Consider the following 14,469-nt stretch of genomic DNA (forward strand, 5'->3'; position numbering starts at 1 on the left):
TGGAAATGTTAGGGTAAAAGAAGATAACGAAGTCCTCCATTTTTTTTAATCAAAAATGACCAATATACCATTTCGGTCAGTTAGTTCTTTGATGGTTTTGTCGTTATCTGGATGAAATATGAAAATGTGCAAAAAATAACTTGAATCTGTTGATCTGAAGAGTAAGTGTAATCGCGTCTGTAAACCAAGTCATAATTTTTTAGTTGTAGAACTCTTAACTTGGAAAGAAGGAGTGAGTGTCATGCCACCAATTTCAGTGCCTCAACCAAAAACATTTGGCCCATTGGGCAATTTGCCGCAATTGAATTTTGAAGAGCCGGTGCAATCCTTGGTGAAACTTGCCGAAGAATATGGACCGATCTTTCGTATGGAGTACCCCGGGCGAAGTGAATTGTATATTTCAGGTCACGAACTGGTCGCCGAGGTAACAGATGAATCCAAATTCGACAAACGTGTGTGGGCCCCCCTTGCGAAGGTTCGTGCATTTGCAGGAGATGGACTATTTACGAGTTGGACCGAGGAGCCGAATTGGAAAAAAGCCCATAACGTACTGCTGCCAAGTTTCAGTCAACGTGCGATGCAGGGATATCACAACAAAATGATTGATCTGGCTGTGCAGCTGGTTCAGAAATGGTCACGATTGAACCCGGATGAGACGGTTAACGTTCCAGATGATATGACACGTCTTACGCTCGACACGATTGGCCTGTGTGGGTTCAACTATCGGTTTAACAGCTTCTATCGGGAAGAACCACATCCATTCATTACAAGTATGGTTCGGGCGTTGGATGAATCCATGAGTTCATTGCAGCGACTACGTCTGCAAGACAAGCTAATGATCACCAAAAAGAAACAGTTTGAACAGGATATCCGTTCCATGTTCTCCTTGGTGGATCACATTATTGCTGAGCGTAAAGAGAAACCGCAGGAAGGGGCAGATGATCTGTTGTCCCACATGCTCAGCGGCAAGGACCCGGATACAGGAGAAACACTGGATGATGAGAACATCCGTTATCAGATTATTACATTCCTGATTGCTGGACATGAGACCACAAGTGGGCTGTTATCCTTCGCCGTTTATTATCTGATGAAGAATCCGGATACGCTGGCTAAAGCCCAAGCTGAGGTGGATCAGATTCTGAAAAATCCGGTTCCCACGTACAACCAGGTTCGCAATCTGAAGTACGTTCGCATGGTTTTGAATGAAGCATTGCGGTTATGGCCTACGGCCCCGGCATTTTCTCTGTATGCAAAAGAGGACACGGTACTTGCGGGTCAATATCCTTTGCAAAAAGGAGACAGCGTCAGTGTACTTATTCCCAAGCTGCATCGTGACCGCGAAGCATGGGGAGACGACGTAGAGGAATTCCGCCCGGAACGGTTCGAAGATCCGAGCAAAGTGCCGCATGATGCCTATAAACCTTTTGGTAATGGTCAAAGGGCCTGTATTGGTCAGCAGTTTGCACTTCAGGAAGCAACGCTGGTACTGGGCATGGTGTTGAAGCATTTTGACTTCATAGATCATTCTGATTATCAGTTAAAGGTGAAAGAAACGCTGACACTTAAACCGGATAACTTCACAATTCGGGTACGTGCGCGTGGGGGGCAGCCAGTCATGGCCGTTCCGGGTGTAGCGGTCGAAGAACCAAAGCCGGTTGCCAAAAGAACGGAGCCGGATGCAGCGAATGCCCACCACACACCGATGCTTGTTCTGTACGGTTCCAATCTGGGTACCGCTGAAGGCATTGCACGTGAAATTGCGGATACCGCCAGATATCAGGGTTTCCGGAGTGAGGTCGCTACGCTGGATGATCGTGTTGGCAAACTGCCAAAGGAGGGTGCCGTCATTATTGTCAGTGCATCCTATAACGGTCAGCCGCCAAGTAATGCCAAGATGTTTGTCGAGTGGATTGAACATGCGGATGCCAATGAATTCAAAGGGGTGCGTTTCGCCGTTCTTGGATGCGGTGACCACAACTGGGCCAGCACCTATCAGCGTATTCCGCGTTTAATAGATGAACAGTTATCTTCCAGAGGAGCAGAGCGGTTATCACCGCTGGGTGAGTCAGATGCCAGCGGTGATTTTGAGAAACAGGTGGGGGATTGGACGGAGCAACTATGGCCGGATCTCGCACGAACGATGGGACTGAAGCTAAATACAACCTCCAATAGCGAACGCAGTTCACTATCTGTACAGTTTGTCAGTGGGCTCGCCGTAACACCGCTTGCGGATACGTATGATGCCCATGTAGCGGAAGTACTGGAGAACAGAGAGCTTCACGACGCAGGCAGTGAACGCAGTACACGTCACCTGGAGATCAAATTGCCTGAAGGCATAACCTACAAGGAAGGGGATCATCTGGGTATTCTGCCGCAGAATCCACCGGAGCTGGTGGAACGTGTATTGCGTCGTTATGGATTCACCGGAACGGAGCATCTCGTTCTGGATGCATCTGGTCGAAGTGCCGCGCATCTGCCGCTGCATCAACCGGTTAACCTGTATGATCTGCTTAGTCATAGCGTTGAGCTTCAGGAGGCGGCAACTCGTGCGCAACTGAGAGAAATGGCAGCATACACCGTATGTCCACCGCATAAGAAGGAGCTTGAAGCGCTGCTTGATGAATCTGTGTATATGGATGAAGTGCGGAACAAACGGATCTCCATGCTGGATTATCTGGTGAAATATGAGGCATGTGAACTGCCGTTTGAGCGTTTCCTTGAATTACTGCCTTCATTAAAAGCCAGATATTATTCGATCTCCAGTTCACCGCGTGTTCAGCCCGATCAAGCGAGTATTACGGTCAGTGTTGTGCGTGCCCCGGCATGGAGTGGGCAGGGAGAATACAGAGGTATTGCGTCCAACTATCTGGCTAACCTGAAGTCGGGTGATGAGATCGTGATGTTTACGCGGACACCGGAATCCGGGTTTCAACTGCCGGAGGATGCACAGGTTCCCGTCATCATGGTAGGTCCGGGTACAGGTGTTGCTCCATTCCGAGGTTTCTTGCAGGCAAGGCATGTATTGAAGGAACAAGGCCAAGAGGTTGGCGAAGCCCATCTGTACTTTGGATGCCGGAACCCTGAGCATGATTATCTGTACAAAAATGAACTGGAAGCAGCCCAGCAAGAAGGGCTTGTGAAACTTCATACGGCCTTCTCCCGTGTAGACGGGGAGGAGAAATGTTATGTACAGCATCTGATGAGAGACGATGCCCATCATCTGATTCCTTTGCTTGAAGAGGGTGCGCATCTGTATATCTGCGGTGATGGCAGCAAGATGGCACCTGATGTGGAAGCTACACTCCAGCATGCGTACGCTGATATTCATGGCAAGTCCGCGAAAGAAGCAGAAGACTGGCTTAATCAGCTTCAGCAGGAAGGTCGTTATGCCAAGGATGTGTGGACAGGCATCTGATGTACACATGTGAAGGTTCAGCTTGATCCGTAACTGGCTGAGCGGTGAGATACAGAAGCAGTTCTGTTCTCACCGCTTTTTGACATAAAATGATTCTTCAGCAGATGAGTGGTTGCATGGGTTATAATTATATATTGGAAGGGAGCACCCGTATGCAGACATTTGGGAACCTTTGTATGGCTTGCAAAAAGAACCAGCTTTACTTCCGCCTACAAGGTCGTTTCAGTTTTTTTCTTCCGACGGTTGGTCGATAGATCGACTCAACGCTGGAGAGAGGAAATAAAATACGGGAAGGGACTCTGCCTTTTCCCTGGAGTTCAAGATAATTCAGTCCCACGCCCACAAGTCTGATATTGTTAAATGCATTCCTGGAAGGGAAAGTCGTGCGGATTCCCACTCTGACGCCTCGCCGTGTTCGAGGAATATCGAATACCCGAATGGAATTCAGACTGAGTGGAATGAATAACTGCCGGTTTACTTTGATAAACTGCCTTGGATAGACACGACGAATACGTCCCGGTTCCAAGCCGGAGAGTGGAGTATTCAGTTCTGCAAGGTGCCCCTGGAGTTCTGCCAGACGCTGCTGAAGTGTTTTTCCAGTATGGAGATGCTGCCAGCTCATAAGTATTCCTCCGTTCGCCATTTGTACCTAGTATATGAAGGAACGGGGTAGGAAGGTGTACGTTTGATAGCCCATGTTCGTTACGGCTAACGGGGTTTCATTTTATAATAGAGGAGTGATTCACATGATCGTAGAGATGTATAAAGATCTCATTCAGGATGAGCGTGGCAATTATTATCTGGCAGTACAGATGGATGGTAATGAGCTTACGCTTGTTAATGCATTCGTTGAAGCGGCATTCACACCTGAACTGATCTACAATGAAGAGTTTCGTACCAAACATAAAGAGATGGAAGGTGGGTTTGTAGGCAAAATTGCGATGGACCTGCTCAGGCACGATGTGGTCATGGGGATGAAGCAAATCGACCGCAAGCTGTTGAACCTGTCGGATGTGGAACAGCAGTTCACGGTAAATTATATTGATACGATTGAATTTTATCGTCACCCGGCGTGGAACCGGAAGGTGTAAGGCGAAACTCATCTCTACTGTAACCAGAGAGAGAATGATTTCCGAAGTGGTAGTCAATTTCTATCTTGTGTCCTTATGAATAAGAAATAAAGAGATGTAAACGCGCAAAAGGGAAAAGCGCAAGTGCAGGGGCAGTAACCCTCCGCAACTTGCGTTTTTACATACAAACAATTAACGATACGTAGGATGGATGATGCCAATATCGCGTTCAGTTTTCAAATTTCCATCAGCGTAACGCTGCATTTCATTTCCTTTGATCCGAATCGGGATACACTCCCCTTGATAGTAAAGCTCCCCCTCGACGGTACGAACGGTCATTCCGATGACTGCCTCCAGATGCCCACTATGATCCGTTACAAGCCGAATCCCTGAGGGGCCGTCCAGATGAACCTTGCCTTCCAGATATACCGTCATGCGATCTGGCGTGTTGACCAATTCATAACCTACTCCGTTGACTTTTCGGCTATAAGCCGTGTTGCCAGATATGATCTCACCATGATCCATGTCGATGGGGAGCAGTCCGGTAAACCAGAGCTGATTCGATCCAACAGGCATAATTCCGCATAGTCGCTCCACATAATCAAGGAGACAGAGGATGGAGGGTGAGTAAGTCTCGGTAAAACCTTGTTCTCCGGTCCATGGGCTTAGTACCTGACCAAATCGCTTATCTTTGGATAGCGCGGACAAGATTGGCTGCATTACCCAGGTTAGCTCCACATATCGGTGATGATACTCAAATGCGTGTGGTGCCCGGATCAGACTCAGGAAATTGGATGCCCCTCCCCAGCTGTTATAGGAGGAAAAGGGATCAAATCTGGGATCATCCATTGAAATCGATGTAAACGGGTATTTAGCGAAAAACTTGCTTGTATTCAACAGGTACCGACGCAGTAGGTTATCGAACAATTCACGGTCGCCCACCTCGCAGGCCATCACGCGAAGCAGCACATCGGATTGGACTCGGACCATGTCGTCATTGCGGTCCCGATCATAGAAGAACATATCCTGTTCGTCGTAACAATAACGGAAGAGACTTTCCAGGCTGGACTGGGCTTTTGCTTTCCAATCCGTTCCCGATTCTCCAAGCTCCTCCGCCATACGGGACAGATACATGCGCTGACAATAGATATTGGCAGTCAGATCTGGTGCCAGAAAAGGCAGAATCGGAGAATCCGGGTGATAGGCAGAGGCATCATTCATGTAAGGTGTATCCGGAACATGCCAGAAACGGGGGGATAAGTCATGTCCGGTGTCAAACGTACTGAAGGCCTCTACACAGCCAGTTCCTCGGGTATTACGGTTGCGTGCAATCCACTCATCGTAACGAACCATAGCCTTATACATCGTGTTCAGGAAAGGCGACTGCTTCCCGTGATTGCCATGAAGCTGATAGTGGTTCCATACACTCCGTGCCAGTGGAGTGACCAACTGGATTTGCCGGAAAGAGGGCCCGTTTGCCGTGAGTTTATACGGGAACAATCCATCTTCTCTTTGCTGCTCTGCAAATGCAAGGTAAGTTGTTTCGGACACGGAAGGCAGCAGGCGAGACAGCAGCTCCGCATTGATGGTACCTGTACTCTCTAACCAACATCCCAGATAGATGCCACCTTCTTGTAAAATAGGATTACTGTCTCCCATGGGCAGGATGCAAGCAAGCAATTTCTCTACTGCTGCATAATACGTAGCTTCCAGTTGTCCGCCCGATGCCGCAAACCGGATACCCGACGCATGCCATTCCTGTAACAAATGCTGATCTTCCGGTTTTACTGGCTGAACTTGATCCATAATCGAAATGTTGCGTAGCCGATTCACTATCTCTTCTGTCATATGGTCCTCCTCACAGCGTCTGCTTATTGATTCGATTCAAAGATACGAACGGTTCCGTTATAGAAGTCGGAGACAGCTTGCTCCACACTTTTTCGTCCAAATCCGATCTCTTGATTCGTCGTCTGAGCTAACTTGGAGAACTCTGCAAATCCAGGTGGGTTGTAACTCACGTCAAAAGGTTCTGTCTTCGTTGCTTCAGAGACAAGGTTTGTATAGTTATAGACAATCTCCTCCACAGGGCCTGCACCTTCCTGAAGAAGATTTCGGTTGGCTTCCGTAACGGGCACACCACGGTCATTACCGAGGATTTTGGCTGCTTCAGGATCATGAATCCAGAAGTCCATTAATATGGCCACTTCCTTCGGATGTTTGGTATTTGCGTAACCTGATAATCCCTGACTGGATTCAAATACAACACCCGTTCCTTTAGGGCCTCGTGGTACAGGGAGCAGCACCAAAGGATCTTCCGTCAAGCTCTGGAATGCAGCGAGTTGGTTGGATGGCAGTAGAGTCATGGCTGCTTTGCCTGTGATCAACAGGGACTTACTGGTGTCATCATGCGGGTTGGATACCTGCAATTCCGGTGTGACTACACCGCCGGATGCCGAAGTCTTTTCCCAATATTGGAACCATTCCAGAATATCTTCCTTGGCGAATCCAAGTGTACCGTTTTTCATGTCATACAGTTGTTTACCCCTTTGTTTTAGATAAATATCCATCCCGTCGACGGTAAAATTGTACGTTCCATAGAAGCCGTCTCCGAGCTTGTCGGACAACTCCTTGCTGATGGAGGCATACTCTGCCCAGTCCCAATCCGAAGCTGGCAAAGGCACGCCGGCTTTTTCAAAGAGTGCCTTGTTAATAACAATTCCCCGTGCGTTTGCACCAGCAGAAATATGTTGTAACTTCCCGTCGAGACGTCCGTATTCGATCATGGTTTCATCCATACCGTCCAGATTCAGTTCGTTGCCAACATATGGGTCCAGGTTAAGCAGGACATCTTTTTTGGCATAATCCACGACATTTCCACCAAGGAAAAAGAGATCCGGTGCTGTGCCTGATGCCAACTGGGTATTCAGCTTGTCGAAATACCCGGAGGAAGGTGCAAATTCACCTGAAATTTTAATATCCGGATGTTTTGCCTGAAAGATCTTCAGCGCTTCATTCGTAATATCTGCCCGTTTCTGGTCACCCCACCACATGATGCGAAGTTCGACCTGTCCGCCCTCGGTTGTTCCATTATCATTACCATTGCCTGCATTATCATTAGCCCCTGTATGGTCGGTTCCAGAGCAAGCTGTTACGAAAAACAAAAGTGAAGTGATCATACCAATCATGAAACGTTTGATCATGGATAATCCCCCTGTCTATTGATATGAGAAGCATGTTGTTACTTCAGACCTGTTGTTGCAATGCCCTCAAGGAAATATCGCTGAAACAATAAAAAGATGAGGGTCACGGGAAGCAGTGACAGGGTGGACATGGCGAGTAATGCACCCCAATCGGATTGTCCTGACGGATCGAAGAGAGATCGGATGCCCAGCTGCACGGTGAACAGATCAATTTTGCTCAGATAGATCATCTGGCTGAAAAAATCATCCCAGCTCCACAGGAAGGTGAAGATCGCTGTTGTAATCAGGGCCGGAACGAGCAGAGGCACTACGATTCGGAAAAAGATCTGTGATTGCCCGCAACCGTCAATATTTGCACTCTCGTCCAGCTCCCGCGGTATACCGCGTATGAATTGAACCATAAGCAAGATGAAGAAAGAATCCTGCGCAAGCCACTTAGGCAGAATCAGCGGGAAATACGTATTAATCCATTGAAGCTCATTATAGAGAATGTACTGAGGTACCAGAGTAACATGGTAAGGCAACATAATCGTGACCAACATCATGCTGAACCACAGGCCTTTGAATCTGAACTTTAGTCTGGAGAAAGCAAATGCTGCAAGGGAACAGGAGATCACATTACCTAACACACTCATGACCGAGATCAGCACGGAGTTGCCGAAGAAACGGCCGAAGGAGATACCTTGCAGACCTTTCCAGCCATTAATATAGTGCTCCAGCGTGAAACTGGTAGGGAAAAGATTGCTACTGGTGAAAATGAGATGGTTCGGTTTAAACGAACTGAGAATCAACCATAGTACTGGATATAACATCAGCAGACCGAAGAGTATAATGGCGGCATGCCTCCCTGCCTGAACCAGTTGTCGTTTGATTGGCATATGCATTACCTTCCTTCCTGATTATCCCCGTAGAACACCCAAAATCGGGATGTAACAAAGACGATTGCGGTGAATACCCCGATAATGATTAACATGATCCAAGCCAGAGCCGAAGCATAACCCATATCAAAGAACGAGAAACCTTTCAGATACAGATACAAGGTATAGAACATTGTTGCGTCGAGTGGACCCCCGCGGCCATCTCCGATCACGTAAGCTGGTGTAAACGCCTGGAATGAATTAATCATGCTCATGATCAGGTTAAAAAAAATAACGGGGGAGAGCATGGGCAGGGTAATTCCGAAAAATTGACGTATCTTTCCCGCTCCATCGACATCGGACGCTTCATATAAGTCTGCGGGGATCTGCTTCAGGCCCGCAAGAAAGATGACCATGGCAGACCCGAATTGCCACACGGATAGTGTGATGATGGTATAGACTACATAATCCGGATGCGCAATCCAGGATGGACCTGAGATACCAAACCAGCTTAAAAACTGGTTGACCAGACCGTTCCCCTCAAAAAGTTGACGCCAGACGATTGCAATCGCGACACTGCCGCCCAATAGAGAAGGGATGTAATATACGGTCCGGTAGATGCCAAGGGCTCGAATACCTTTGTTCAGTGCCATCGCCACCAGTAAAGCAAAAGCAAGCCTTAGTGGGACAGATAGAAAAACATAATAAAACGTCAGCCCGAGTGACCTGCGAAAAGTATCGTCCTCGGTAAAGATGTGAACATAATTGCTAAGTCCAGTCCAAGTCGGTGATGACAGCAGATTGAATTTGGTCATGGATAAGTACAGGGACGCAACCATCGGTCCAAGTGTCAGACAGAAGAGTCCGATCAGCCAGGGCAGAAGAAACAAGTAGGCTGTAGTATTCTGCTGACCGTATAAGGGTTTGGTCTGTTTTCTCATCATGTGCCTCCCTTCTGAATGGTTAAGAATAATGGTTACCAGATATGAATCCGCTTACAACATATAGCGTTCTCTTGGTAACCACATCATACCGGGGAAGGGGAGCCGCTTGAATCTCATTTCTTCGGATCATGACTATCGATTTTTTCGGAATGCTGCAAACGATAGTCTGAAGGACTCATGTTGAACATTCTTTTGAATTTCGAGCTGAAATAACTTGGTGAACTGAAACCGGTCAGTTCTGTAATATCCCACACGGTTAATTGGGTTTCCTTCAGCAGTTGCAAGGCGTGTTTCATCCGAACGTCCGTCACATATTGAATAAAAGAGGTACCTGCGCCTTCCTTAAACAATTCGGAGAAATAGGTAGGATAATAGTTAAATCGTCCAGCGAGTAACGTCAACGTTAGCTCCTGCATGTAGTTCTCCTCAATATATCGCTTGGCTAACTCTATAACCGTCCCATCCCCATCTTCCGAGGGGAGTTGTTGACCCAGGAAGTCTTGAGCCCATTGCATTAATAAGCGTTCTGCTTGATCTGGCGTCTTTAGCCACAGTATCCATTCCGGGGCCATAGGAAAATCCATCAACAATGAAATTTGAAAAATACTTCGTGTCATTCGGGAGGGAGAAAGCTGGAATGCCTCGTGAAGTTCCTTGCGGATGATGCTGCGGAAAGAGTCCAATTCCCCTCGAATGAGGCAACGATGCAGCTTGCGTGTCGTTTCTTCAGGTAGTAATGGACTATGGTCTGTTCCTGCTTGAGGATTTGGACCGCTGCCAGCCCGTTCAGCTGAATTCCATGCCAGAAGGGAATGGATATAACCTTCTTTCCAGTGCTCAAGCCCAGATACAGAAAGTCCCACCCCAATCTTGAGTTCCAAGCAAAAAACGGATGTCATGTGTCCCGTGAGCTGTGGGATAAATTCGTGCTGCATACCGTCTTGTACCATGAAATGCATGATCCCTCCGTGTGCCGAATCATGAAAAACCTGGACATGTTCTGAATTAGACTGGGCGATTTCGTAACATACCATTTCGAAAGGAAGATGCATCTGCTCGTGTAATCGATCTTTTCGAATATCCTGCTTGTTCGAGTGACTTATACTGGCGGTGATAAAACAGACCTTCTGATCCTGCCATGATTCGAGATGGAATAATCTGAGCCGTTCTGGCATGGAGGAAGGCGGTAGGCGATTGCCTTTGACGAGATCAAGAAGGAAACGTTCCTTCATTTCGCGGTAATACTGAGAGAGTCGCCATTGCAGAAATTCGGAATCACCTCGAACTTTACGTTGTTCATCCAGATCCGCTTTGATTTTGCCTAAGGTGGCTTTCAGTTCATCCCGGGTTACAGGTTTCAGTAAATAATCCATCACCTGGCTGCGAACACCCGCTCTGGCATATTGAAAATCCTCATAACCCGTGATAATGATAATCTGAATGGAAGGGTTATAACTGCGGCAGGCATCAAGTAATCGCACGCCATCCATGACAGGCATGTTCATATCGGTAATCAGCAAGTCAAAATGTTCAGATTTCATAAGTTCATCCGCTTCGATCCCATTAGAGGCTTCTCCTGTTATGACAAAACCCATGCCATGCCAATCGATTTTCAATTTCAAGCCTTCGCGAACTTCGATCTCGTCATCTGCGATTAATACGTTGTACATCATATTCCTCCTGTACGGGTAGAATCAGTTCAATACATGCGCCTCCGCGCTCATCATTCTCCATATGGACCGTGAACAAGCCACCATAATGCAGACGGCAACGAGCAATGACATTGCCCAGTCCAATATGCCAGCCTTCATTATGCAATATGGATTCCAATGAGGAGGGAGCAACCGGATGTTGCAACTTTTGGATGATTTCTGCTGGAATACCCGGTCCGTTGTCTGAAACACTGATATGCAGACGATCATACATCCGGTTGATCCGTATCCGTACCTGAGCTGTTGTCTGATGCTGGAAGCTGTATTTCACTGCATTTTCAATAAGTGGTTGAAGAATAAACTTGATGATGACCAAGGTGTTCAGTGTGCCTTCCGTCGTTATCGAAATGTTGAGCTTATGTCCGAAACGGGTCTGCAAAATGGAGATATAACGCTGTACATAATCTAGCTCTTCGGTTAGGCGAACACGGTCGTCATTGGTGTTGATAGAAAAGCGCATCATTTTACCCAAATCCTCAATGACCTGAACCGTATCATCCGTTCTACGCTGAATGGCAAGGCTGCTCACCAACTCCAGGGTATTAAACATAAAATGTGGATTAATCTGTATGAGAAGTGCTTTGTACTCTGCTTGCTGGCGAAGAAGTTTCAGTTCAAATTCATTCTGGATATGCTGGCGCAGCTGGCTGATCATATAACGGAAAGTGAAGATCACATAACTGATCTCACTTTTTACATTTTTATCTGGAGGGAGAAGTGAATCCGCTTGGTCAAAAGCACCTCGTTGAACCTGTCTCATCGCCAGTACCAGTCTGGTCAAAGGTTTGGTTACGCCATGAGATAGCCATGCAGCAGCCAAGAGGGAGACCAGTATCAGGGCAATCGTCACGACCACAATCGTGCTTTGGAGCTTATGGAGAGAGAGGTACATTTCCTTTTCGGGGGCCAGACCCGCCAACATCCAGCCGGTACGTCCCAGTTTCTTGAATACAAGGATGTCTCTCTGTCCTTCCTGGTTCGTGAGGTATGTTACACCGGATTTGAGCGGGCTGTTTCGAATACGATCGATCTCTGCGGTAGCTATAGCACCTAACGCGTCTACCTGCTGTGAAAGAATGGGATTTCCTTGCTCGCCCAGTAGAAAAATAGTGCTATTCTCCGCAAGATGTATGCGCCGGAGCGGTTCCAGAAAATAAGATTCACTGACATTCACCTTCATGACATTCTGCGCTGTAGCATGATGAAAGGTGCCAATGGGCATCAGCAGACTGACCACCGGATTACCATGATCTCTGACACGTTCCTGTTGATCAGTGTGTGCAGGTAACCAGCGTTCTCCCAACGTGTAGAAATTCGTATACCAGGATTCTTGTACAAAGGCAGGGTCATAGACTACCTGATTCTCGATGCCAATTCGCAGTCCATTCCGTCGATAGATGGATACATCCGAGATGCTGGTGTAACTGTTGGTTGCCTGAGTGAGAAAACGGCTCATCGCAAGGTTGGCCAGCATCTTTTCTCCTTCGGGAAGGTTCGGATCACCGATCGCATTATCCCAGTTTTTGCCCATATCACTATTGAAAACAAGAGAGGCGACATCATAGATCTGCATCTGCACCATGTCTACGTATGAACCGTATTCCTCCATTTTCTCAAGAGCAGAGGATTCGATGTAAGAGCGGATGACCGTGCGTGATTCCTTGAAGAGCAGGTAGGAGAGTGTGCCAAAAGCGAGGACAAACAGGACAACGATAAAGGCAATCAGGCGGTTTTTTAAAGAGAAGAACATAGATTTCCTCCTTCTAACGAGTCGACTTTCGTGCAAATTAATTATAAAAATATAAAAAAGACTGCGTAACATGCGCAGCCTTTAAATGAAATTAATAATGTAGTGCAGGCCTGGGAGACTTAGAAACGAACCAGATTATTGACGTTGACAGGCAAGCCCGTGGCGATAGCGCGATTGGCCGCAATACCCGTCAGAATGGATCTGGCACCGTCCACGTGGTTAGCTGCACGATGGAACGGATCTTCTACAGGCTCTCCAAACAGATCGTTCAGCAGAACCGGGTCACCTCCGCCATGTCCACCTGCTTTCTCTTCCACTTCAACCTTATATGGCGCATCAAACATTGGAAGAACCCGTAACGTTTTACCGATCAAAGCACCTTCTTTACTTTTGTCACCCAATGAATTGACATAGGATTGCTCCACAATGTTCATTTCAATCCGGCCTTTGGTGCCATTAATGGCAATGCGGTAACCTTCCCATGGCTGGTAGGCAACGAGGGAGTAGGTCAGAATGGCTTTGTTCCGATACTTCACCAGAACACCCATCGTATCCTCAATGTTGATGCCATCCCCAAATACGCTTTGATCCCGCTGATAACCATCTTCTGATTCAGCATCCAGATACATGGACTTCATATGAGCATCCGAATCCAGATGAAGTGCAAAAGGATCTTCTTTTGCGATCGGATTGCCAGTTGCCCGATTGTAGAACTGCGTTACACCGCGTTCTTCTGCGTTTTCTCTGCCGTAATACATGAGATCACCAAATGCAAACACGGTGTCCGGCTGTGAGCCGATCCAGAAATTCACCAAGTCGAAGTGATGGGTAGATTTATGCACGAGCAGTCCGCCGCTATTACGCTTGTCCCGATGCCAACGGCGGAAATAGTCTGCCCCGTGGCGGGTATTCAGCAGCCACTCGAAGTGAACGGAAGTGACTTTTCCAATGGTATCATTTTGAATAAGTTCCCGAATCTTAGTATGGTGCGGTGCATAACGGTAGTTAAAGGTGACCCTTACATTCTGGCCAGTTCGCTTGACAGCATCCAGAATATCCTGACATTTCTCCTCATCGATCGTCATTGGTTTCTCGGTGACAACGTCACAACCCAGTTCCATCGCGCGAATGATGTACTTGTGATGGGTACGGTCAACGCTCGTTACGATGACATAGTCAGGCTTCTCGTTCTCAATCATCTGATCAAACTGATCTGCAGGATAAGTAGGTACCTCGGGATAATTGTATTTTTCCTTCAACAGTTGATTCGCGTAATTCATACGGACTTGATTTATATCACAAAAGCCGACAAGCTCGGAAGTATCCCTGTAATCCCGGGTTAAAGCACCATAAAAAAATTCGGCGCGGCCGCCGGTTCCAACTAATACATAACGTTTCTTGTTACTCATGTCTATCGCCTCCTTGAATATAGCTCTAGACTATAACAAGGGAGTACTTCTTTCGCCGCATTTTATGCGTAACCGCTTTCAAATGCCGCATATTTTGCTATAATTTATGGAA

General features: G+C 47.2%; 10 protein-coding genes. 2 read left to right on the forward strand and 8 right to left on the reverse strand.

Annotation, left to right across the window (positions count from 1 at the left end; all coding sequences use genetic code 11):
• The first annotated feature begins 241 nt into the window (after positions 1-241).
• The gene (locus ACE04G_RS20285; RefSeq protein WP_449004413.1) at positions 242-3,415 is read left to right on the forward strand and encodes a bifunctional cytochrome P450/NADPH--P450 reductase; all 3,174 of its coding nucleotides are present in this window, start codon (positions 242-244) and stop codon (positions 3,413-3,415) included.
• 199 nt (positions 3,416-3,614) lie between these two features.
• On the opposite strand, the gene ACE04G_RS20290 is transcribed toward ACE04G_RS20285, so the two are convergent.
• Positions 3,615-4,037: a hypothetical protein gene (locus tag ACE04G_RS20290; protein ID WP_405132098.1), complete on the reverse strand. Its 423-nt coding sequence runs from the start codon at positions 4,035-4,037 to the stop codon at positions 3,615-3,617.
• Positions 4,038-4,161: 124 nt separating this feature from the next.
• Here ACE04G_RS20290 and ACE04G_RS20295 point away from each other — a divergent pair, with 124 nt between their 5' ends.
• A complete protein-coding gene (locus ACE04G_RS20295) occupies positions 4,162-4,506 on the forward strand; it encodes a hypothetical protein (protein WP_215075235.1) in 345 nt (114 codons plus the stop codon).
• 171 nt (positions 4,507-4,677) lie between these two features.
• On the opposite strand, the gene ACE04G_RS20300 is transcribed toward ACE04G_RS20295, so the two are convergent.
• The 7 genes from ACE04G_RS20300 to ACE04G_RS20330 all read right to left on the reverse strand — a co-directional run bounded on the left by ACE04G_RS20300 (position 4,678) and on the right by ACE04G_RS20330 (position 14,357).
• Positions 4,678-6,333 (reverse strand): MGH1-like glycoside hydrolase domain-containing protein, encoded by a 1,656-nt coding sequence (locus ACE04G_RS20300; RefSeq protein ID WP_221824995.1) that lies wholly within the window; start codon positions 6,331-6,333, stop codon positions 4,678-4,680.
• Positions 6,334-6,356: 23 nt separating this feature from the next.
• Positions 6,357-7,685 (reverse strand): ABC transporter substrate-binding protein, encoded by a 1,329-nt coding sequence (locus ACE04G_RS20305; RefSeq protein WP_221824993.1) that lies wholly within the window; start codon positions 7,683-7,685, stop codon positions 6,357-6,359.
• Between the two features lie 38 nt (positions 7,686-7,723).
• Complete coding sequence (locus ACE04G_RS20310; RefSeq protein ID WP_221824990.1) at positions 7,724-8,563, reverse strand: carbohydrate ABC transporter permease; 840 nt, start codon at positions 8,561-8,563, stop codon at positions 7,724-7,726.
• A gap of 5 nt (positions 8,564-8,568) precedes the next feature.
• The gene (locus ACE04G_RS20315) at positions 8,569-9,483 is read right to left on the reverse strand and encodes a carbohydrate ABC transporter permease (RefSeq protein ID WP_221825208.1); all 915 of its coding nucleotides are present in this window, start codon (positions 9,481-9,483) and stop codon (positions 8,569-8,571) included.
• Between the two features lie 116 nt (positions 9,484-9,599).
• A complete protein-coding gene (locus ACE04G_RS20320; protein WP_221824987.1) occupies positions 9,600-11,156 on the reverse strand; it encodes a response regulator in 1,557 nt (518 codons plus the stop codon).
• Positions 11,131-12,948, reverse strand: a complete 1,818-nt coding sequence (locus ACE04G_RS20325) for a sensor histidine kinase (protein WP_221824985.1) — start codon at positions 12,946-12,948, stop codon at positions 11,131-11,133. Before ACE04G_RS20325 ends, ACE04G_RS20320 begins: the two co-directional genes overlap by 26 nt.
• Before the next feature lie 119 nt (positions 12,949-13,067).
• Positions 13,068-14,357, reverse strand: coding sequence for a Gfo/Idh/MocA family oxidoreductase (locus tag ACE04G_RS20330; protein ID WP_221824983.1), 1,290 nt, complete (start codon positions 14,355-14,357; stop codon positions 13,068-13,070).
• Positions 14,358-14,469 lie beyond the last annotated feature (112 nt).

This window comes from Paenibacillus sp. AGC31, assembly GCF_057334655.1.